At 38.4% G+C, this 23209-nt stretch carries 21 protein-coding genes; 2 read left to right on the top strand and 19 right to left on the bottom strand.

Annotated features, from left to right (window positions below):
• Positions 1-174: 174 nt before the first annotated feature.
• The 3 genes from ypfJ to QNH48_RS11155 all read right to left on the bottom strand — a co-directional run bounded on the left by ypfJ (position 175) and on the right by QNH48_RS11155 (position 3592).
• Positions 175-1011: a KPN_02809 family neutral zinc metallopeptidase gene (gene ypfJ, locus QNH48_RS11165; RefSeq protein ID WP_283954951.1), complete on the bottom strand. Its 837-nt coding sequence runs from the start codon at positions 1009-1011 to the stop codon at positions 175-177.
• A 215-nt stretch (positions 1012-1226) separates the two neighbouring features.
• Positions 1227-2186: an aldolase catalytic domain-containing protein gene (locus tag QNH48_RS11160; RefSeq protein ID WP_283954950.1), complete on the bottom strand. Its 960-nt coding sequence runs from the start codon at positions 2184-2186 to the stop codon at positions 1227-1229.
• Positions 2187-2374: 188 nt separating this feature from the next.
• Positions 2375-3592 carry an MFS transporter gene (locus QNH48_RS11155; RefSeq protein WP_283954949.1) on the bottom strand — a complete coding sequence of 406 codons (1218 nt, stop codon included), beginning with the start codon at positions 3590-3592 and terminating at the stop codon, positions 2375-2377.
• A 383-nt stretch (positions 3593-3975) separates the two neighbouring features.
• Between QNH48_RS11155 and QNH48_RS11150 the strand changes: the two genes are divergently transcribed.
• Positions 3976-4887: an AEC family transporter gene (locus QNH48_RS11150; protein ID WP_283954948.1), complete on the top strand. Its 912-nt coding sequence runs from the start codon at positions 3976-3978 to the stop codon at positions 4885-4887.
• A 46-nt stretch (positions 4888-4933) separates the two neighbouring features.
• On the opposite strand, the gene QNH48_RS11145 is transcribed toward QNH48_RS11150, so the two are convergent.
• From QNH48_RS11145 to QNH48_RS11125, 5 genes are all read right to left on the bottom strand, one after another.
• Positions 4934-5491 carry a hemerythrin domain-containing protein gene (locus tag QNH48_RS11145; RefSeq protein WP_283954947.1) on the bottom strand — a complete coding sequence of 186 codons (558 nt, stop codon included), beginning with the start codon at positions 5489-5491 and terminating at the stop codon, positions 4934-4936.
• A 120-nt stretch (positions 5492-5611) separates the two neighbouring features.
• The gene (locus QNH48_RS11140; protein WP_283954946.1) at positions 5612-6247 is read right to left on the bottom strand and encodes a DNA-3-methyladenine glycosylase; all 636 of its coding nucleotides are present in this window, start codon (positions 6245-6247) and stop codon (positions 5612-5614) included.
• Between the two features lie 165 nt (positions 6248-6412).
• Complete coding sequence (locus QNH48_RS11135; RefSeq protein WP_095250991.1) at positions 6413-6595, bottom strand: 4-oxalocrotonate tautomerase; 183 nt, start codon at positions 6593-6595, stop codon at positions 6413-6415.
• A 25-nt stretch (positions 6596-6620) separates the two neighbouring features.
• Positions 6621-7403, bottom strand: a complete 783-nt coding sequence (locus tag QNH48_RS11130; protein ID WP_283954945.1) for a 2-keto-4-pentenoate hydratase — start codon at positions 7401-7403, stop codon at positions 6621-6623.
• Positions 7403-8197: a 2-keto-4-pentenoate hydratase gene (locus tag QNH48_RS11125; RefSeq protein WP_283954944.1), complete on the bottom strand. Its 795-nt coding sequence runs from the start codon at positions 8195-8197 to the stop codon at positions 7403-7405. Before QNH48_RS11125 ends, QNH48_RS11130 begins: the two co-directional genes overlap by 1 nt.
• Before the next feature lie 393 nt (positions 8198-8590).
• On the opposite strand from QNH48_RS11125, the gene QNH48_RS11120 reads away from it, so the two are divergent.
• Positions 8591-9940, top strand: a complete 1350-nt coding sequence (locus QNH48_RS11120; protein ID WP_283954943.1) for an MFS transporter — start codon at positions 8591-8593, stop codon at positions 9938-9940.
• Between the two features lie 4 nt (positions 9941-9944).
• Here QNH48_RS11120 and QNH48_RS11115 read toward each other — a convergent pair whose 3' ends face one another.
• From QNH48_RS11115 to QNH48_RS11065, 11 genes are all read right to left on the bottom strand, one after another.
• On the bottom strand, positions 9945-10868 hold the full coding sequence (locus tag QNH48_RS11115) for an AEC family transporter (RefSeq protein WP_283954942.1): 924 nt from the start codon (positions 10866-10868) through the stop codon (positions 9945-9947).
• Between the two features lie 78 nt (positions 10869-10946).
• Positions 10947-11093 (bottom strand): hypothetical protein, encoded by a 147-nt coding sequence (locus QNH48_RS11110; RefSeq protein WP_165979065.1) that lies wholly within the window; start codon positions 11091-11093, stop codon positions 10947-10949.
• A gap of 42 nt (positions 11094-11135) precedes the next feature.
• Positions 11136-12533 carry a CitMHS family transporter gene (locus QNH48_RS11105; protein ID WP_283954941.1) on the bottom strand — a complete coding sequence of 466 codons (1398 nt, stop codon included), beginning with the start codon at positions 12531-12533 and terminating at the stop codon, positions 11136-11138.
• Positions 12534-12638: 105 nt separating this feature from the next.
• Positions 12639-13325 carry a response regulator gene (locus QNH48_RS11100; RefSeq protein ID WP_283954940.1) on the bottom strand — a complete coding sequence of 229 codons (687 nt, stop codon included), beginning with the start codon at positions 13323-13325 and terminating at the stop codon, positions 12639-12641.
• Positions 13318-14826: an ATP-binding protein gene (locus tag QNH48_RS11095; RefSeq protein ID WP_481858466.1), complete on the bottom strand. Its 1509-nt coding sequence runs from the start codon at positions 14824-14826 to the stop codon at positions 13318-13320. Before QNH48_RS11095 ends, QNH48_RS11100 begins: the two co-directional genes overlap by 8 nt.
• A gap of 128 nt (positions 14827-14954) precedes the next feature.
• The gene (locus QNH48_RS11090) at positions 14955-15677 is read right to left on the bottom strand and encodes a response regulator (RefSeq protein ID WP_283954939.1); all 723 of its coding nucleotides are present in this window, start codon (positions 15675-15677) and stop codon (positions 14955-14957) included.
• Entirely contained in the window at positions 15674-17266 is a 1593-nt protein-coding gene (locus QNH48_RS11085; RefSeq protein WP_283954938.1) for an ATP-binding protein, read from the bottom strand. The genes QNH48_RS11090 and QNH48_RS11085 overlap by 4 nt, the downstream gene beginning before the upstream one ends.
• Before the next feature lie 70 nt (positions 17267-17336).
• A complete protein-coding gene (locus tag QNH48_RS11080; protein ID WP_283954937.1) occupies positions 17337-18863 on the bottom strand; it encodes a tripartite tricarboxylate transporter permease in 1527 nt (508 codons plus the stop codon).
• Between the two features lie 34 nt (positions 18864-18897).
• Entirely contained in the window at positions 18898-19353 is a 456-nt protein-coding gene (locus QNH48_RS11075; protein ID WP_283954936.1) for a tripartite tricarboxylate transporter TctB family protein, read from the bottom strand.
• A gap of 59 nt (positions 19354-19412) precedes the next feature.
• Entirely contained in the window at positions 19413-20444 is a 1032-nt protein-coding gene (locus QNH48_RS11070; protein WP_283954935.1) for a Bug family tripartite tricarboxylate transporter substrate binding protein, read from the bottom strand.
• A gap of 284 nt (positions 20445-20728) precedes the next feature.
• Complete coding sequence (locus QNH48_RS11065) at positions 20729-23167, bottom strand: Ig-like domain-containing protein (RefSeq protein WP_283954934.1); 2439 nt, start codon at positions 23165-23167, stop codon at positions 20729-20731.
• Positions 23168-23209 lie beyond the last annotated feature (42 nt).

Below are 23209 nucleotides of genomic sequence, written 5' to 3'. Positions count from 1 at the left end.
ATAAAAAAGGCTCCTTTACGCGTATGCGTACAGGAGCCTTTGGATGTCCAATCGGCAAATCATCATTTGCTATGAATTTTCTAAATTTTACTCCAATTAATCCAATAAGTAAAGTGTGAATTGAACTGATTTTGAAATATAGTTCTCCAGAGCTAGAAAGCTGCGTTTACCTAGTTAAAGTTCTGCCGCCTGAAAGGTATCTCCACCCTCTATGGTTCCGCTTTTGAAGCCTTTATTAAACCATCTCTCCCTCTGCTCGGAGGTTCCATGTGTAAAACTTTCGGGAACAACATACCCCTGTGATTTTTTCTGGATATTATCATCTCCGACCGCATTTGCCGCATTAAGTGCCTCTTCAAGGTCACCTTTTTCAAGGTAGCCCTTCCCTTCGGCATAGTGGGCCCAAACACCAGCCAAGTAGTCTGCCTGCAATTCAAATCGGACTGAATACTCATTGGTCTGCTTCTCGGCTGGTGAAGCTTCGTCTCCGCTATGTAGAAGGGTCTGGACGTGGTGTCCTACCTCATGGGCGATTACATATGCCATTGCAAAGTCACCAGGTGCCTGGAATCTTTGTTTTAGTTCCTGATAAAAACTTAAATCAATATAAAGTTTGTGGTCACCCGGACAATAAAACGGTCCTACAGCTGAACTCGCTGCTCCACATGCGGATTGAACGCTGTCCCTAAACAAAACGAGCTTTGGATTTTCGTATACCATGCCTTGTTTCTCGAATTGATTAGACCACACATCCTCTGTATCGGCCAGGACTACAGAAACAAAATCCGCCAATTCCTCCTCTTGGGAGGATACATTCATAGGAGCGTTTGTGTTCGAACCATTCGTAGTTGGAGTATTGTTCATTAAATCTCCAGGGTTTCCTCCCAGCAGTGCAAAAAGGAGAATAACGACAATACTTCCTATCCCCCCTCCAATCACCGTTTTTCCACCCATGCCCATGCCTCTTCGGTCCTCAACGTTTGTACTTTGCCGTCTTCCTTTCCACCTCATTTGTTTACCTCCCTAAGATTATGCCTGATGACATAGTTTTTACTTCTTATTTGGGATTTATCAATCATTTATGAACATAGGAGTCTTGCGGGAAACCAGGGGGACGGTTCTCCCGGCCTTTTTGGACCGGGAGAACCGTCCCCCTGGCAATTTCTAGCAGATACCCATACACAAAAAAGCACCTCAAACAAGTGAGGTGCTTTTTACTGTATTTCCTATTTCATTGCTGGTGCAATAGAGGCTTCGGGTGAAGTTACCTTGTCATAAAAATCTACAAATTTATCACGATCGGCGCTATCACGGTAGGCCATGGCGACACGTGGATGTTCATTCAGTACACCAGAAATCATATACGGAATAATGTAACCCCACTCCCATTTTTGGCGCATTTCGAGCATGTGCTTTTCAATCATTTCAAGTACTGGCTTCAGTTCATAGCTTGGTTTTTGTATGTAGCTAACAAGAAGTTCTGTGTTACAATTACCCGCCGCACGACCCATGCCATAAACAGATGAATCCAGGTATGTAACCCCGTTTTGCAATGCCGCTAATGTATTGGCGAATGCTAACTGCATGTTGTTATGGGTATGGATTCCGAGCTGTTTGTTTGGAATTAACTCTTGAAATCTTTTCACTTGGTGTTCAATATCCGTTGGATCCAAGCTTCCAAAGGAATCCACGATATATACAACATCTACAGGACTTTCCCTCACCATATCAAATGCTTTCGTAAGCTGCTTTTCAGGTACACTCGATAAAGCCATAATATTAAGTGAAGTCTCATAACCCAAATCATGAAACATTTGTACAAGCTCTAACCCTTTATCTACTTCACGGATATAGCATGCCACTCGGATCATGTCCAAAACACTTTGTTCACGAGGTAAAATGTCATTTGGATCTACACGACCAATATCCACTAGAGCAGAAAACTTTGTGAATTTTTTTTCAGGGAAGATTTCCTTCAAGAAATTATCGTCTAGAAATCTCCATGGATTTGGCTCAGTCGCATTCAGTAGTTTTGGAGAGTTTTTGTAGCCAATCTCCATGTATTCAACACCTGCTGCACTTAAACTATTATACAAGTCTTGAACAAATTCTACGCTGAAATCCCAATTATTAACTAATCCGCCATCTCGGATGGTACAGTCTATTATTTTGCTACGTTGACCCATGAAAGTATTCCTCCTGCATTTCCTTTTTTGTTGTAATTTGTATGCTTTAAAGTACTAAAATTCTTACTGTGTTTATATCATGTTTCGTTCGAACGAGTCAATGCTATTTTCCAAAGATTCATTTATTTTACAATAAAAAGCCATCCCCTCCTACATGAATGTTTGAGAGAATGGCTATTTATTAACCCTTACACTGCTTCAGATAAACTATTGATTTCTTCTTTTCTACCTTTTCCATTTCGCAAACTAACCATCGCTATAAAGGAGATACAATAGAGCAGTGCCAGGTACGTCATTGCTACCGTTACATTTGCGTGTTGAAGAATATAACCTACTAAAATTGGAGATAATCCCCCTAAAGCCCTGCCAAAGTTAAAAATTGTGTTCGTTGCTGTACTGCGAATTTCTACAGAATAATATTTGCTAATTAGTGCGCCATAACCTGCAAACATTCCATTGGAGAAGAAACCTACAATCGCACCTCCAATTAAAAGACCTGTGCTGCCTGAAGCAAAGGAGTAAAAGAAGACAGCAACAGCGGAAGCAGCTAAGAAGATTCCATACGAACGCTTCATTCCAAACCGATCCATAAATTGACCAAACGTTAACATACCTGCAATCATACCTGCGGCGGTACTAATGGTCCAAAGAGCCGAGCTTGAAACGGATAATCCTTGGGATTGTTGAAGCATCGATGGCAGCCAAATCATTAAACCATTATATCCAGCGATTTGTACGGTTGCCATTATTGCTAAAGCGACAGTCGTTACAGCAATTCTAGGAGTAGCAAACAATTGCTTCAGTTTTCCTTGCTTCTGAACAAGTTGCTTCTTCTTTTGTGATTCCACCCATACCGGTGATTCGTCTAGTTTCTTTCGAACGATAAAGGCGAAAATAACCGGAGCCAATCCAACGAAGAACAACCCTCTCCATCCCCAGGAAGGAAGAATCATTGCACTTAGAAGTGCGGCAAGGATAACACCATATTGAGCACCGACACTAACGTAGGAAGAAGCGCGCCCTTGTTTATTCTTTGGCCATGCCTCAGCGACAAGCGCCATACCAATACCGTATTCTCCCCCAGCTCCTAAACCTGCAATAAATCTAAATAAATATACTTGTTCAATATTTTGTGCCAGCCCGGTTAACGCAGTTCCGACAGCAAATAATAGAATCGTATAGGTGAAAATTCTAACTCTCCCAAATTTATCTGCTAAAATACCGAAAATGACTCCCCCAGCTAGCATTCCTAAATTAGTTATGGATGAAATAAGTCCACCAGCTGCCATATCGATATGAAACTCTGCAATAATCATCGACATCGCAAAGGATATAAACATAATATCCATGCCCTCTAATGTTAAACCCGCTACTGAAGCAACTACTGTTTTTTTACGATAATCCATTCTTGTTGTTCTCCTTTCAAGCCTCACAGGACTCAGATTAAAAGATAATAAGCAAAAATAAAATGCCTTTCCATCCAAAGGACAAAAAGGCATTCATAGACATAATAAATATGTATGAATTTTACTTTCGCCTTTTTGGACTCTCTGGACCAGATTAAAGGGATTTAATTTCAACTAATAGTAACATGATAATAATAAAGTGACAATATGGGGATGCAAATTCTTAAATCTTTATTTAAAAAAGTTGTTGTTTTTACTTATTTCTTTATAACAAATATCTATATATAATGATTGAAAGTGTGGTTTAATTAGAATTAAACTTTCAAAGATAATTTTTTATTTTTATACAGATTAGATACATCATAGAGGAGCGTTATTTATTTATGAATCAGGAATTTCTTAATATTATTATCATCATTGCCTTTGGCTATCTATTAAAACGACTAAATATTTTACAAGAAAAAGATGGAGAAGTGATTTCAAAAATTATTTTTAAAATTACCCTTCCTGCTTTAGTTATTGTAACTTTTGATTCTGTTAAAATAGAAACTTCATTAATTATGTTACCAGTCATTGTAATTATTTATGGAATGATAACGGCCATTCTAGGCCTATTATTCTTTAAAAATGAGGAAAGAGAACTTAAGGGTTCCCTTTTGATGTTATCTCACGGTTTTAATGTTGGCTTATTTGCATTTCCTTTAGTTTATGCAATTTGGGGAATGGAAGGATTAACTTATTTTAGTATGTTTGATGTTGGAGCATCATTTCTTGTCTTTGGAATCTCTTTTATTTTTGGAAGTTATTTTTCAAATGAAGGTCTTCGTCTTAACCCATTAGAAATTCTAAAGAAACTTGGAAAGTCTATTCCGTTAATGACTTATATTATTGCTAGTATATTAAACTTTAGCCACATCCACCTACCTGATATGTTCATTGAAGTTGCAAGTACGATTTCAGGAGCAAATATACCCTTATCATTATTACTATTAGGACTCTTTTTAAATTTTAAGTTTGACAAACAATTTATTAGGCCAATGGTGAAATTTTTAGCTTTCCGATATGGCTTAGGTCTTATCGTGGGTTTAGTTTTATACTTCACCCTTCCAGCTGACATCATGCTTCGTTCTACCATTCTGATTGGTCTATTACTGCCGGTTGCAGCATCTGCCTTAACTTTTGCAGTTGAATTTAAATATAGCATTACTAGCATCCGTTTCATTGCCACGATGTCAAATATAACGATGTTAGTAAGTATTGTGATATTATATCTTTTTGCAAACTTTATTTTATAGTGTCTTAATTAAAAACAAACCAACTAAGTGTACTCTTTAAAGAATGCTAAGTTGGTTTGTTCCTTTGTACTATCATGTACTTTTTACCTAGGTTCTCACTAGCCTGAAACAGATGTTCAAGTTCCTCCTTCTCGTCAACCGAAAGTATCTTCTCTGCCAACGGAAACAACACTTTTTCTTCCTTTGCAAAGTGTTGTGTTAAGGTAGCATAAGCTTGGACGGCGTATACTGAAATCCATTGAGCAGTATTTTCATCTATGGTCGAACCCGCCTGTTCAGCTTCAGATAGAAAATCCTGCAGGTGCCCCTCAGCCTTCTCATGTTCTTCCTCCATTACCTCGATTGTTCTGTCATTGTCTCCAAGACGGCGAGACATCATAGGGAACAAACCTACATCCTCTCGTTTAGAATGTGCCTTCAAATTAATGGTAAAAGCTGAAACCCGTTCATACAATTCCCCAAATAATTGAACAACAACAAGACCCGATTTCGATTCTATCTCTTCCGTAATCTCATAGAATTGATCCATAGCTTGTCGGAGCGACACATGCTCCTCCATTAATTGTTGCAATGGAGCACTTAATACAACGTTCGAAATTTCCACCCTACCCCCTCCTCTTCCCCATACCATACATCCGATTTTCCTGTTTTCCTTGGTTTCGGTCGTATCTATTACCTATTCTTAAATCATATGCTAAAAGTGGAGATAATTTTGTGATGATAATCACGGGTTCAAATTAACTACGTTTTCCGACTTTTGATGCCTTGAAACATATTGACTATTCGTAATCCAGAAACGCCAAGGTAAGTCCTTTGCATCACCAGTATTCTCAATTCCAATCCTTTTTCCAACTGAAATGCTCTCAGGATAAAAACCTTTTGCTAAATATACGGGTGGATGTGTGAGTGAGCATCCATAGTCCTCCATTGTTATACCCAATGCCTTCGTCAGTTTTCCAGGACCGTTAGTCAGATTTTTTAATTCTCCAATCCCTCTCCTAGTTTTCATAAGATCGATACCGTACCGAGGTTCCAGGGCTCGGACCAAAATAGCTTCAGGTTTTTCTTCACCTCCGCTGACCACATTGAATAGGCAGTGTGTATGCATTAGATATGTATAGGCAAGGCCGGAACGATGAAACATGATTTCTGTTCTTGCAGTCCTTCTGTAATTATAGCTATGCGCTGCCCTATCATCGGGACCTATGTATGCCTCTGTTTCTACAATATATCCAGCGGCGATGCCCTGGTGTGTTTCTTTTACAAGAAGGCAGCCGAGCATTGCCTTTGCCATTTCTAAAGTAGGTTGTTCATAAAAATCCTGTGGTAATGGAACGATACCATTTGGAAATTCTTTCATAGTTGATGCCTCCTATTAAGTCATCCTAAATTTATCTTTTAGATTTATTTATTTAGAATACAAAAAACCAAGGATAAAAATATTCCTTGGTTTTAAGCTTACTATACACTTACTGAAAAGAATCAATTCTAGCATGAAGATATCAAGCACATGCTGAGTATTTATTTATTTTCCAACAGGCTCTCCAGCTTTTCCCCAGTGGGTCTTAGGGATTTCCGTTACGATTACTCTTATATTCTCTTTTGGAGCATCCAAGGTTTCCGAAACTGTATTCGTAACATTACGAATTAATTCTGCTACTTTTTCTTTTGGTCTTCCTTCCATCATTTGCACCTGAATAATAGGCATGATAATCCCCTCTATTTATGATTTTTTAATCGGTTACAGTAAATGATACTTCGCCAAAACCATCAAATTTTCCAGTAACGATATCGCCATAGTTCAACTTAACGGCAGCTGTAATGCCGCCAGTTAGTATCACGTCACCCTTGCGAACCCTCTCACCCTTTCTTGCTAGCATATTGGCAAGCATCGCTACAGATTGGGCCGGGTGTCCTAAGACTGCAGCTCCTGCACCTAATTCCTTGATTTCACCATTGATTGAAAGCGTTGCGCCAACATGATCCAGTTCAAATTGTTCCGGTTTTTTCAAGGTTGTTCCAAACACAACTCGGGAGGTTGAGGCATTGTCAGCAATGACATCCGGCAACGTAAACTGAAAATTTTCATAACGGCTGTCGATGATTTCCAATGCCGGGAGAACGAATTCCGTTTTCGCGAGAGCCTGTGCTCCTGTGATTCCAGGACCTTTGAGATCTTCTCCCATCACAAAAGCAACCTCTGCCTCTACTTTCGGATGAATCACATCACTTAAACGGACTTTACCGCCATTTTCAATCAACATATAATCAAAAACATAACCATAAATAGGCTCTTCAATGCCCATTTGCTTCATCTTCGCAAAGCTGGTTAAACCCATCTTAGGACCAACGATTCTTCTTCCTTCATTTACCTTGCGGTTTACGATTACTTTTTGTACAAGGTACGCTTCCTCCACTGATAAATCCGGCTTCAGGCTTACAGTTACCTTGGGAACTTCACGCCTTTCTTCCTCTGCTGAAACGAGGTAATTAGCGATATCCTTGTATTGACTCATTACTCTTTCTCCTCCGTTCTAAAATGGACGCTTACCTGCCCAATGTGTGCAAATCTTGCCGTAAATGAATCCCCTGCCCGTGCTTCTATCGCTGCCGATAAAGCCCCTGAGAGAATCACTTCACCTGCACGCAATGGGATATCAAATTCTGATAACTTATTAGCTAACCACGCTACACAATTAGCTGGATTACCTAATGCCGCCGCACCAACCCCTGTATTGACCAATTCGCCATTTTTATAAAAAGCCATTCCAATCAGCTCAAGATCAATGTCTTCAACCTTGATGGGCTTGCCCCCAAGTACATAAAATCCTGATGAAGCATTATCTGCAACCGTATCTGCCAGCTTTATCTTCCAATCTTTTACTCTGCTATCTACGATTTCAAGCGCTGGAACAATACACTCCGTTGCCTGAAGAACATCTAGAGCAGTAAGATTTGGTCCCCGTAATTCCTTTTTTAAAATAAAAGCAATCTCCGCCTCTACATTTGGCTGTATAACTTTGTCGAAGGAAATGAAACCTCCGTTTTCAACCACCATACTGTCTAATAAATGACCATAATCCGGCTCATCAACTCCCAATAGATTTTGCATGGCCAGGGAAGTTAAGCCAATCTTCTTTCCTATAATTTTCTGTCCCTGTTCTACTTTTTTCTTAATATTTTCCAGCTGGACATAATAGGATTCCTTCACTTTCAACTCTGAATCGATTGAAGTAAGCGGTGAAATTCCCACTCGTGTGGACTCTGCTTCTGCCAATAATTTAGCAAACTCTTCTATTTTACTCGTCAACTGTCTTTCACCCTTTCTACAGGTAAATTTATATATTTTCATAAGTTGATGGTAACAATTGTGAGTTTTAAATACAACACTTGTCTTGTCAATGTTCAACCATCAGACAATAAGCAAAACCAAACGGCTTCCGATAGAATTCATTAAACTATGCCTGTTTTTGTCACTAAACACGCATTTGATGTAATGGTTCTATGGACCTAATTTATTGATAATATTCCGAAAAGTATAAATATTTTATTGAAAATAAAACCATCAGTGTTTATAATCTCTAATTAGAGAACACCATTAACTATAAGTAAAGTACGACTTATGTTAACCAATAACAAATATGAATTACTCATATTTCCGTAAGTGTTATCATTTGATTTTACTTTACAAGGGGGAAAAAATATGACACCGATTAATTCTACTGAAGTTATTGCTAACAGCAAATTTAACCGCTTTCATTTAGGGTTACTAGTATGGAGTTTTATCATTATCTTGTTTGATGGGTATGATCTGGTCGTCTATGGAACGGTTTTACCGAGCTTGATAAAGGAATGGAATCTTTCATCGGTGGAAGCTGGAGCAATCGGTACCTATGGGTTATTTGGGATGATGTTTGGGGCAATCTTTTTCGGTACTCTAGCTGACCGTATTGGCAGAAAAAATGTGATTGCTATAACATTAGTACTGTTTAGTTTATTTACATTCCTTTGCGGATTTGCCGAAACCCCTGCTACTTTCTCAACCTTTCGTTTCTTAGCTGGCTTAGGTTTGGGAGGAATCATGCCAAATGTTATCGCACTATTAACAGATTATGCACCTAAGACGATGAGAAGTATGATTGTTAGTATCGTTTTATGTGGTTATTCTGTTGGGGGAATTCTTGCTCCCTTAATAGGGATCTTCTTAATGCCAACATTCGGATGGGAATCAATCTTCTGGTTTGCGGGTCTTCCTCTACTATTTTTGCCTATCATGTATAAACAGCTGCCCGAAACAGCCAGCTATCTTATCCGTACAGGTAAGAAAGAAAAATTGATTTCAACTCTTGCTAAAGTGAGTCCAGATTCGCTTATTAATCAAAATGATGAGGTTATCGACTTAAAAATCCAAGAATCAAAGGTTCCTATAATAGGATTATTTAAGGAGAACCGAGCCTTCAGTACGGTTATGTTTTGGACAGCGTTTTTCAGTTGTTTATTGATGGTTTATGGTTTGAATACTTGGCTTCCAAAATTGATGATGGAAGCAGGATATGGATTAAATTCAAGCTTAGGCTTTCTCATTGCCCTCCAAGGCGGAGCTATTATCGGGACACTAATAATCGGACGACTTTGTGATAAATACGGTTCAAAAAAAATGCTTGTTCCGATGTATGCCTCAGGCGCCGTGGCTCTGACACTATTAGGATTTGGGGGAAATACGTTAGTAATATATCTATTAGTAGCTATTGCCGGTGCTGCAACCATCGGTGCACAAAATATTGTTCAGGCCTATGTATCTCAGTACTATCCGCCATCTATTAGATCTACAGCATTAGGGATGGCTTCTGGAGTCGGCAGAATTGGCGGTATGCTCGGTCCCCTGTTAGGAGGATTCCTATTATCAGTTTCTTTACCCATTCACTTAAACTTTATCGCTTTTGCGATACCTGGCTTAATTGCAGCCGCTGCCCTATCAATGGTGCCTTTAAAAAATGCCTATCAAAATAAAAAAGATGCCAATGATGAATCTATTAAAGTTCATGTAAGTTAATGAGTTAAAAAAGTATTTTAGATAGATAAACGACAACCGCAACCGTAATACCGCTTATGATTGTAGTCAATAGGACGGCTTGGGAAGCATATTCTGGATAATTATCATACTCAAGTGCCAGCAAAGCACTATTTCTTGAAGAAGGAAATGAGCTGGCGATAAATAAAGCCTGAGCAGTGATATCTGTTAATCCAAGAATAAAGATAACTAGTAACCCAATGATAGGAGATATAATCAGCCGGCCGATTACAATCCAAACAATGGGTCTAGAAATTCGCGTAATCTTTAAAAATGCCACTTGAGCCCCAAGTGTAACAAGTGCAACTGCCAAAAACGCATTTGAAGAATTTTCAATTGGCCTCCACAAAAATTCTGGAATATCAATGTGTAGCCATTTCAACAATATTGCCAGTAATAAAGCGTAAATAACCGGAAGACGGATAATTTTTCTCAGGATTTCTATACCGCTGCTCTGGGCAGAAACACTGTTGAAAAAACCATATGTGAATGTAAGGAGATTTTGAAAAATAGAAATAATAATCTGTATCGACATACCTGCAGGATTAGCGGCAAATACTAGTTCACTTACAGGGAGACCGTAATTACCTGAATTGCTCAAAACCATACTGTTTTTAAAGGTTGCTGTCAGCTTACGGTCAAACTTGTTAACTTTCGCAATAAACATGCTGGTTAAGATAAGCAGAATATTAAAAAGCAGTAAAAATACTAACGTTTGGCTAATTAACTCGCTTGACATATTGCTCTCATATATATTAACAAAACAAACCGCTGGCAATAAGAAATACACCGTCAATGTTGAAAGTGTAGATAAATCAAGCCTAATGACACGCTGTAGTACTGCGCCTGCCCCAATCAACAGGAATATCGGAAATATGATATCTAGTAATATATGATACAAAATACTCATACAACGTACCTTCTCTCTCTAATGAAAAAAGGAAAAATGCAGTTTATTAATAAATAATAAATCGCATTTTCCTACTATTTACACTACCTGATCGTTAAAATAAATTACCTCTGAAAGAATCTTACAACCCGAAACATTTTTAAAAGCTTCTTTGGCTTCTTTTTCAGAATTAAATTCAAACATTGAAATATTGTTTCCTTTTAAATAGACAGTAATTATCCACATTAACATTCATCTCCTATCGATTTTCCTTTGTTCTTCGACTAGTTAAAAAGGAATAATTGACAATATAATTGCAACGGCAATCATAACCAGAGTTGAACCACAGGCCCATTTAAGGAATGTGCGCTGTAAGTCACCAAAATCTTCTCCAACCATACCGACTAATAGGTACGTAGAAGGTACAAGAGGGCTTAATAGATGGACTGGCTGCCCCAATAGTGATGCCCGTCCAATAAACTCAGGGTCAATTCCATATACACTTGCTGCTTTGGCAAGCAAAGGCAAAACTCCATAGTAAAAGGCATCATTTGACATGAAAAACGTTAGGGGTGCACTGATAATCGCAGTGATAAGTGCAAACTGAGAACCAAGTAAATCTGGAATATAGGAGATCATGGTCGTTGCCATGGCATCGACCATTTTCGTTCCTGAAAGAATACCAGTAAAAATACCTGCAGCAAATACCATTGAAACTACTGATAACGCATTATCTGCATAATTTGCAATTCGTTCTTTTTGGTCACTTATTTTTGGATAATTTATTGTAATCGCCAACGCAAATCCTAGCATAAACAATACGGTTGTTGGAAGTAGTTCTTTGATTAATGCAACTAATAGAATAATCGTAAGAAGATAGTTTACAAGTATTAGTTTTGGGCGTTTTAGATACGCGTCCTCTGATGTAGCTGCTATCATCGACATTGTGCTGTAGTCGACTTGCAGTATTCCAACTCGTTTCCGTTCTTTTCTCCCAAGACAGTAGGCCATGAACAATACGAACATTATCCCCCCCGCCATACTAGGTATAACCGGAGTAAAAACATCTGACATCTCAAGATTTAATGCCGTCATGGCCCTAGCAGTAGGTCCCCCCCATGGGAGAAGGTTCATGACACCTGAAGCAGATACCGCAATTCCAGCAAGGATTAATGGTTTCATACCAATACGCTTATACAAAGGCAGCATGGCAGAGATGGTAATGATGTATGTAGTTGTTCCATCCCCGTCAAGGGATATTAAAAGTGCAAGGACTGCAGTTCCAATAGCTATTTTTACTGGATCTCCCTTTACTACTTTTAAGATGGTAGAAATAATAGGATCAAATACTCCTGCATCAATCATGATGCCGAAAAAGAGAATAGCGAATAGGATCATAATTCCCGTTGGGGCAACACTTTTTATGCCTTCAAGCGCCATTGGCCCCATTTCCTTACCAAATCCGCCAAGCAATGCAAAAATGACAGGGATCACTATAAGGGCAATCATAGCGGGAAGGCGTTTGGTCATAATTAAAATCATAAAAGTAATAATCATCAAGAACCCTAATATTGCAAGCATCGTCTTCACCTCTTTTGTTTGTAAATTAAATATAATCAAAATATTCAGATGTGAAAACGTTACCAAAATAAAGTTATTAACGTAAATAAAATTGATTTTGTACATTTTGTTCATAGGAGGGTAATTTTTCAAAGCAAAGAATAACTTATTGGGGTATACAATAAGCTAAACTAAAGATGTAAATAACAAAAGGAGGGTCATTTGCCCTCCTTACAATACTGGATAGTATTTCCTTTCCGGTCTGCCCACAATTCCATAAACAACTTCTGCTCTTACTTCCTGTTTAGAGGAGAGATATTCCAAGTACCTTCGCGCAGTTATCCGTGAAGCACCAATTTCCTTTCCAACATCTTCTGCGGAAAGTCCCTCTCTTCTATCATGAAAAACAGCCTTAACTTTTCCTAAGGTAATTTCGTCAATTCCTTTTGGCAATCCTGCACTCTTTGTCGGCACTTCATTTTTCCCTTTTCGGAATAACAAGTCTACATAATTCTGATTTACTTCCTGAGTGGCTGAAAGAAGAGAGTGTTTTTTTATATAATCATGAATGACTTCATCGAATCTTTCCCTGCTTACTGGTTTAATTAAGTAATTCTCAACTCCATAGCTTAAAGCTTTTTCAATGAAAATTTTATCTGTTGCTGCTGTTATCATAATAATACTAACTTTGGGGAAATTCTCCCGGATCATGGGGAGTAACTCAGAACCAAGCATATCTGGCATATATACATCTAGCAAGAGTAGATCAGGGTTTTTTTGCTCTAATAACTGGAGAGTCTGCTCACCATTCAAAGATTTCCCAACCACCTCTATTTCTTTAAACCTATCTATAAATTTCTCATGTATTTCCGCTATTCGAAAATCGTCTTCCGCGATAGCCACTTTTATCTTATCCAAAATTCTCATCCCCTTGCACATTCTTTGGAAGATAAACAGTAAAAACAGATCCACTTTCCTGGTTGCTTTGTACCTCGATAATCCCCTTCAACTCCAAAACAGCCTCTTCAGCATTTGCTAAACCAAATCCCCTTGGCTCAGTGCCATTTTTAGAGGTATACCCTCTTTCAAACAGAAGAGGAAAATCTACATCACTTATTCCCTTCCCATTGTCCGAAATCTCAAAAATGATATCTCTTCCAATATCTGTAGCGAAGAACTTAACCGTCGGCGTCTCGCATTCATAGACTGCTTCAAACGCATTATCTATTAAGTTTCCAAGGATCACGATCAAGTTAGAGAGTTTAATATGGGAAGGTAATATTTCCAGATAGCTGTCTGAAATAATCTCAAACTTAATTTTCTTTTCTGATGCTTTTCCTAATTTCCCTAAAAGGATGGCCTGCACTTTCGAATCTTTGATCTGGTTAAAAACGACTGAATTCTGAAATTGCAGTGTTTGTGTTTCACATTGGATCATATTTATTGCCTCGTTATATTCACCAAGTTGAAGCAGACCCAATAAAACGTATAACTTATTGGTGAATTCATGAGTTTGGGCACGAAGATCTTCCGAATATCTTTTTACTTCAGATATAGTATTTAGCATTTGCTCTATTTCTGTTTTGTCACGAAAAGAAGCAACAACCCCCTTAGTACCATTTTCATCAACGATAGGAGTACTATTAACGATGATGGTTTTATGATTCCAGACCATTTCTTTATCCGATTGAGAGTTTCCCGTTCTTAATACTTCATACAAATAATTAGAAGGAAATAGACCATCCACTTTCATATTTCTGACTGTTCCCTGAAGATGCAGAAGACGCTTCGCCTGCTGATTCATCATCGTAATGTAGCCTTCTTTATCTATTGCTAAGATACCTTCTTTTACCGCATGCAGAACAGCGTTTTTCTCTTTATAAAGAGAGGCAATTTCATAAGGCTCAAGCCCCATTGTATCCCTGCGGATATTGCGTCCTAGTAACATACTGCCTAGAAGGGAAATCAAAAGGGCAAAGAAAGAAACAATGAGCACTCTCCTGAGATTATTTAGGATTTGCTGATTGACATCTTCAAGGAGATATCCTACAGAAACGATTCCTATAATCTCCCCCTGATGATTATAAATAGGGGATTTTCCTCTAATAGATGGTCCGAGTGTACCCTCTGCCTTCGAGATATAATATTCTCCTTGGACAAGCGCTCTTTCATTATCTCCCCCTGTCATTTTCTGCCCAATTTTTGTGTTCAAAGGATGCGAATATCGTATGCCATCTCTATTTCCTATGACTACAAATTCGGCACCTGTTTCATTTCGTATTTTCTCGGCTATAGGCTGTATCGTTTTAGCAGGGTCGCTCGTTTGAAAAGCATCAATGATAGTCGGGATAAATGAAACGGTTTTCGATAATTCCAATGCCAGCCTTCCCTTATTTTCCTCAATTTGTTTACTTTCCATATAACTATAGAATCCTGTCATTAGTATGATTAACAATAAACCTAGTGAGAGAGCCAGCCCGAATATTTTTGTTTGTAATGAAACTTTTAGTGACCTCAGGCAGAAAACCTCCTAGCAAAATCAAATTCTTAATTCTTAGTTGCTTTGCTTAAAACGATATAAACACGTTCTGGCCGACCTACTGTTCCGTATGATAAATCGGCTTCTATACTTTCATTATATACCAAATGTTCAAGGTACCTTCTTGCGGTTGTTCTGCTTACACCTATTTCTTTCGCAACACTCTCTGCTGTTAGACCATATTCAACCTTACCGAGAACCTCCATCACTTTTTCGAGTGTTAGCGGATCGATTCCTTTCGGGAGGTAAGACTTTTCGGTTCCAGCTCCATCCGCTTCTTTCCGTAATAGTTTGTCCACCTGCTGCTGAGTCACATGAGTAATATTTTTTCCTAACTGTAATAAATTGCCATGATACTCCTTATATCGGAGGAGCGATTGCCTAAATCGATCAAAAACTACCGGTTTAATAATATAATCAAATACTCCTATACTAATAGCTTCTTGCACTCTATGGATTTCTTTTGTAGCGGTAATCATAATAACATCCATTTGTTTCGATTGTTGTTTTGTTTCTTTTAGTAAATCTATTCCGTTCATATCAGGAAAATAAACATCTAACAAAAGTAAGTCCGGCTGTAAAATATCCATTAAGGTTTTCGCCTCTAGATAGCTGGCTGCTATCCCAACCGCTTGAAAGCCTTCAATCTGTTCAAGGAACCTCTTTTGTATTTCAGCTATCCTTAAATCATCCTCGACAATTAATACTTCGATATCTCGATTCCCCTTCATTCACAGTCCCCCCTGCACTTTGGTATCGCCACTGTAAAAATCGTACCTTCCCCTACGTTTGATGAAAAAGTGACATATCCACTTAAGTCATTAATTGCCTTTTGAACTAGACTAAGCCCAAGCCCTGCATTACTATTGGTATTCTTTGTAGTATAGCCTTGATTAAAAATCTGTTCGTAATTTGTAGTATCAATTCCTTTCCCGTTATCTTCTACTTCAATAATCAGTTCTTTACCAAGGTCTGTTAAAAATAGCGAAACTCTTTTCTCTACTTTTTCATTCTCCCTGACTGCTTCAAAAGAATTATTGACAAGGTTGCCAATAATGGTTACTAATGAATCTCTGCTGATTTCATCTGCGATATCTTTAAAGCTGCTCTCTCTATTTATTGAAAAATCAACTTTCAATTCGCTTGCTAGACTTACCTTTCCTAAAATAAACCCTGCAATAATAGGGTCGGGAATTTCCTTCATTAAAAATTGAATGAAGCCTTGAGCGACATCCACTTCTTTTGAGATAAAATCAATGGCTTCTTTATATGACCCAAGCTGAATCAAGCCTAATAGGGTATATAGACGATTAGAGTATTCGTGGGTTTGAGCACGTAATCCTTCTGCATATGCTTTTACATGGGATAATTCCTGCAGTAACTGGGCCAGCTCTGACTTATTACGTAAACTTGCGACAGCCCCAATCACAACACCTTTCTTATTAAAAATTGGAATACGATTTGCCAAAAATACATCCCCAAAGATGATAATTTCCTTATCATATTCTGCCTGTCCATTTCGAACTACTTCAAGTAGATTCGTATTTTCTATGACATCTTCAATTCTTTTTCCACGGAGCAGTGTCTCATTTGGAACTTCTAAAATTTTATGAGCCGTTTCATTCACTACAGTGATTCTCCCATCAGTATCTATCGCAACGATCCCTTCATGAATAGACTCTAAAATGGCATGTTTCTCTTGGTACATCCAAGCAATTTCTTTTGGTTCTAGCCCAAACATCGCTTTTTTGATATTTAAAGAGATTAGTAATCCCGCTAGTAATCCTCCTATTAGAATAAGCAGTGTAGCAAAAAAGACTTTTTTCTGTATTTTTGAAACTTCCTTTTCAATATCCGTTTGGAGATAACCGACTGAAACAACGCCAATAACTTCTCCCTGGCTAAAGATAGGTGCTTTCCCCCGTAAAGACGGACCTAGAGTTCCGGTAGATTCTGAGATGACAGATTCTCCTTTAAAAACAAGACCATTATCTCCTCCCACCATTTTTTGTCCTAATCGCTTCGGATTAGGATGCGAATATCGGATTTCATTCATATTTCCGATAACTATAAATTCTGCCCCAACCTGTTTCCGAATGCTATCCGCGATTGGCTGGATAACAGACGCAGGATCTTTTGCATGAAATGCCTTCTGGATATCTGGCATATTTGCAATCGATTGGGCTACAGATAAGGCTTTAGAACCTATTTCATGTTTAAGATTGGTTTCCATTATATTCTTAAAAGTAACCTCAAAAATAACTCCGATTGAGATAATAAGAAGAAGAATGACTAGCATTAATTTCGAATGTAAACGCACGCAATCACCTCAATACTTATTATAGTAAAAAAACTCCTTAAATAAAGGAGTTTTCACATTATTAAAAAAATTATCCTTCAATATTAATAATTACTTCTTTCCCTCTTCTTTTCATGATGAACGGTATTAGCAGCCAAAGGAAAGTAATAATAAGAAAAACGAGTGAAATCGGTCGTGTAAAGAAAACACTGAAATCTCCATTAGATATTGTTAAAGCTCTTCGTAAATTATTCTCTACCATGGGCCCTAACACCAATCCAAGAACGAGCGGGGCGATTGGATAATCATTTTTACTTAAGAAATATCCAAGAATTCCACAACCCAATAAAAGTAAAAGATCGTTCGTTGATACTTGGACCGCATAGACACCAAAAATGGAGATTGCAATAATCATAGGAATCAAGAATTGCTTTGGTGTTTGAATAATTTTCGCGAACACTTTGACTAGTGGAAGATTTAAAATTAAAAGCATGATGTTCCCAATAAACATGCTGGCAATCAGTCCCCATGCCACTTGAGGATGGTCCTCAAATAATAACGGCCCCGGCTGGACGTTATACATCATCAGGGCTCCCATTAAAATAGCAGTAGTACCTGAACCTGGAATACCTAATGTTAATAATGGGATCATCGCTCCCCCTGATGCCGCATTATTCGCTGATTCTGGTGCCGCAACCCCTGCAATCGTTCCTGTTCCAAACTTTGAAGGCGTTTTTGAGATCTTTTTTTCTAGAATATAAGAAAAGAAAGAAGCAAGAGTCGCTCCTGCGCCAGGTAATATTCCTATAAAGAAGCCTAAGATCGAACCTCGGGCAATTGGTCCTGCGGATTCTTTTAGCTCAGCTTTTGAAGGAAGTAAGTTATTAATCCTTGCAATCTCGTTATCTTCCTCTTCTTTTTCCAAAATGGTCTTAAAAACCTCACCAACTGCAAACAACCCTACCGCGATGGTTAAAAACTCAATTCCCTGATACAACCATGGAACATTAAATGTAAATCTGGCAATACCAGATACGTTGTCGATTCCAATTGTACCAAGTAATAAACCGAAAACCGTCATAATTAATGCCTTTGTTACCGATTTTCCAGCTAAACCACTGACAGCCCCCAGCCCTAATAGCATTAAGGAAAAATATTCTGCCGGCCCAAATTTGAGCGCTACTGCTGATAATGGTTTTGCTAATGCAATCAGTGCCACAAGGGTAAAAATGCCCGCCACAAAAGAACCGATGGCCGCAATGGATAAGGCACTTCCAGCTCTTCCTTTCATGGCCATCTGGTAACCGTCCAACGTCGTAACGACAGAGGAAGATTCTCCTGGTGTATTTAATAGAATGGAAGTGGTAGAGCCGCCATACATCGCTCCATAATAGACTCCAGCCAGCAAAATGAGCGCACTCGTTGCAGCCTGTTCTGGTGGGAGGCCGCTCGTGATAGAAGCCGTTACTGGAATGAGAAGGGCTACCCCACTCATCGGTCCAATTCCAGGAAGTACACCAACAGCGGTCCCGATTAAGACCCCAACAAAGGCAAAAACGATATTATACCAAATAAGTGCTGTTCCCAATCCCTGAAATAAATAATCGAGTGTACTCATGCATTAATCTCCTTTCTAAATGCTCCGTAGTTGACTATAAAAACCAAATTGGCCAATTTGGCAGTGTACCTTTTAAAACCTCTACATATAAAAAATAAACAAGTCCAGAAAAACAAGCAGATATGATAAGGGATAGAATTACTTTCGAACGTTCCATCATTTGAAAACAAACAAATAAAAATAGAAATGTAGAGATGACGTACCCTATCGTTTCCAACGTTAAAACATAAACCAATGTAGCCGCAAAAATGATTAAGAAAGGCTTGTACTGTAATTTTTCTTTTGTTCTCTGGTGATTCTTCGTGATGAATGTTTCATAAAATAATCGGATACTTAATAAAACAAGTGCACTGCCAAGAATCAATGGAAATATATCAGGCCCAACTGCACTTCCATAGGACGAGCTATCGAGATTCTTGCTCCCAACAATAAAAAGAACACCTACGGCAAGAAACAATACTGATGCAATTTGATCGAATTTTATTGCCATTCGTAATCCCCCTTTAGAAAAAAATAGAGGAAGGAGAAGTTTACTCCTTCCCGTAAGTTTTACTTTTGCATTCCTAATGCTGTTAATATTTGCTGGACTTGGCTTTCTTGCTCATCTAAAAAATTTTTGAAATCAGAACTGTTTTTATACTCTAACTCCCAGCCTTGTGTCTCTACTTCTTTTTTCCATTCAGTTGAGTTCACAAGTTTATCGATTGCTTTTTCCCAATACGTCTTCGCTTCTTTAGACATTTTTTCCGGTCCAAAAACCCCGCGCCAAATCGTAAACTCTGCATCGACACCCTGTTCTTTTGCAGTTGGGACATCTTTATAATCACCAGCTAAACGCTCAGGTGAGGTAATCGCCAACACGCGCACTTTACCCGCCTTTAAAAATTCTTTAACACTTGAGGCATCAGTACCAATGACATCTGCGTTACCGCCAAGTAGCGCAGTAATCGCTTCACCGCCTCCATCATAGGAAACGTATTTAACCTTTGTTGGATCCACCCCATATTTGTAAGCAGGGAGAATGGAAATTAAATGGTCCATGGAACCAGGTGCAGATCCACCTGCAAATGTTAGTTTACTAGGATCGTTCTTTACCTCTTCTAATACTGATTTTAAGTCTGTATAGTTGGAATCCGCTTTTACAACAATTGCACCGAAATCTTTTGTCAGCTGTGCCAATGGTGTTGTATTTTTGTAGCCATATGGACTGTTTCCTTCTTTTTTCAGATTGTTAATAACAATCGGTGGTGAATTGACAAAGAGCATGTCATTATTTTCAACTTGTTTGGTAGCGTATTCAGCCATAAAAACAGCACCACCGCCACCAGGCTTGTTCTCTACAGTCAAAGGCTGTTCAACCAAATTCGTTTCACCTAGTACTTTTGTAAATGCACGAGCGGTTAAATCCCAGCCGCCCCCTGCTCCTGAAGGTGCTACTACTGTAATCGCTTTCGTAGGATAGCCAGTAGTTTCTTCCCTTTTACCTGGGCTTGCAGTTTCATTACTACTGCTGCAGGCACCAAGGCTTAGCGCCAATGCTCCTGCACACATTACTGCTGAAATTCTTTTGATAGAAAACATTTCAATTCCCCCTTGTAAACGTTTTCTTAATTTTACAAAACTTTTGAATATTTAATAGATTATACATTTAAACAGCATTAAAAACTTATTAACCATTTTGTTCATTTTGTTCACGAAGAGTAAAACTTGCCGATGGGGAAATTCATCTCACAAGAGCTTCAAACTTATTCTGAAAATTTTTTTGACTATTATTTCTGATTAAATAACAAAAGCCGCACATGTGAGCTATTCACTGTACGGCTGAAAAAAATCATCTTTGGCTAAAAAGCCATTTATTTACTGTTTCATTTTGCAACGGATGGAACTTTAAATTGTTTTTTGGCTTTGTATAATTGTATATGAGAAAAGGTAGCGGTATTTAGATTGTTTAATTGATTCTCAACTTTGTTTCCATCAACAGCCATTCCAATATAAACCTTTTTATCCATTTCAATCTCGCGTTCTCCTATTAAAGTCCAGCTGACTCCATCAACAGACCCTTCAGCTCTAAAGACATTACCTGTTCGTTTGAGTTTAAGAAAATAACCCAGTGGTGTGTCTTTATCTTTAAAAGGTATATCATTTATTAACGCGACTCCCGATGCTATTGCATTTTCAGGTGAATCAAGGTTTTCACCTAATTCGTCCATACTTCCACCTTGTTTATAACGGGCTGCTACATAGGCGGACCAAGGATTTCTATAGTAAGTTGTTCCGTTTTCCTTCCATGAATAAGATTTTGTATAAGAAAGACCCAAAACAACCGATTTCGCATCTTTTTCAAGACTCTCTCGGACCATTAACCCTGCAAAAGCGTGATGATCCACAGGTGTCATGGTCTCTACTTTTGCAATCAATTCTCCATCTCCTGCCAAATTACGGTAAGTAAATTGGAAATTATCATCATTCTCTTTTAATTTTCCAGAACCTTTTACAGTCATAACATCATTAACTAAAGATGCATGACCTGGAATATTTGGAGTTCCAATACCCGTTGATTTCCATTGTTTTAATTTAGTTTCGCTATTGATATGAATAGCGGAGGCAGTTGCCTGTGTTTGTAGACCAGATTTATCTATTACTTTGGCAGATATATAATAGGTACCATCTGGTAAATTTGTGCTCATCCTAAATGGTTCACTTGTCACTGTTTCAATAATCTTATCTCCATTGTAAAATTCTACTTTTTCTATGTCTGTCTTTCCATTTACATCTGCTTCAATCGTAATTTGATCACTTGTTTTAAATATCTGATTATTTGCAGGGGTTTTCAATGATATTTCTGGATTATTTGGTGTATATTCCATATCTACCAATGAATTGACGTAGTTTTCTATATTCGTATATCCGCTTTGATCTGATGATATTTCACTGCTATCATCAGCATTGTTTGGATCTAACCCATTATTCAATTCCCATTCATCTGCTATTCCATCACCGTCTTTATCAAAATCCTCTTGCCGAGTAATTACAGCTGTGTATGGGAGTCCCCCTACTTCTTCATGGCGATTAACGAATCTACCTTGATTATTCTTCACTTCATTTATAATTCTAGCATCCAAGGCATCTCGTTTTGGATATGTTGCTCCCGCTTTTGCCAGAACCTCATTATATGCTTCATCAGCCGAAGTAGTTCTTAGTGCCTCAGCTGATGTACCATCCATCTTAAACTCTTCGTCTACTATTTCCGTTGTTGCGGAAGCACTTTCAGAAACATAAATACCTTTTGAATTATCGTTGGATACTTCAGCATTTCCTTCTAGTACATTTCCGTTAATGTAAAATTTACCTGGTTTATCTTTCTCCCCAGCATCAATTACCCGTGATTCTACGCTGGTACGTGTGCCTAATCCTGGCTTCATATAGTTATTAATATAATTGGCATAGGCTCTGCCGCCACCATATGCAGTGTTAAATCCCCAGTTATAAATCACATTATTTCTGATATCAAATAAGCCAATATGGTTGTTATCATCTGCCTCGGCAGTACCCCCACCTAAACGAGGGTTTCGAGAAGTATGATTAGCTACTAGATTGTGATGATAGGTAGTATTGACTCCACCCCATATTCCACCGTACCCATGACGACCTTTTGTATGACCGCTCATGGCTAAACTTTCTGCTACAACTGACCACTGCACAGTCATATTTTCCGCACGATATAAGGACATCGTTTCATCAGTAGACCAACTTGTTGATATATGATCAATCATGACATTTTTCATGCTTCTACCCCAAATGGCGTCCATGGAATCACCGCTATGTACATTTTCAGCTCCTGGACGGAAGCGAAGGTAGCGAATAATAACATTCTCAGAATCACTGATATTGGTTTCGTATCCAGTTAGAGTAATTCCATCCCCCGGAGCCGTTTGTCCTGCAATCGTTATATTTCTAAGCTTTCTGAGAGATAATGGTTCTTTTAAATTGATTGCTCCAGAGATATTAAAGACGATAAAACGGTTGTCCTTACTTAAGGCATCACGCAGGGATCCTGGGATTGCCCTCTCTCCAGTTCCATAGTCTTCTAGTGTATGAACGATATAGACTTCGCCAAATCTTCCGCCGGAAGTATAGCGTCCTCCACCTTCTGCACCGGGAAATGCAAGCACTTTATCAATATTTTCAACTGCAGTTACCGCATTCACATTACTATCTGGTACTACTAACAAACTTGAAATCGCTAATGCCGCAGTTATGATCGAAGCTTGGATTTTATTCCCTTTTAATGACGGTTTTTTCAAGATTTAATCAGCTCCTATGAAAATAATTTCGGGGGCTCTTTA

The organism is Neobacillus sp. YX16, assembly GCF_030123505.1.
In the GTDB taxonomy this organism is placed as follows: Bacteria; Bacillota; Bacilli; order Bacillales; family Cytobacillaceae; genus Neobacillus.
The sequence above is the reverse complement of the archived record's forward strand: the minus strand, read 5'-3'. Positions and strand labels throughout refer to the sequence as shown.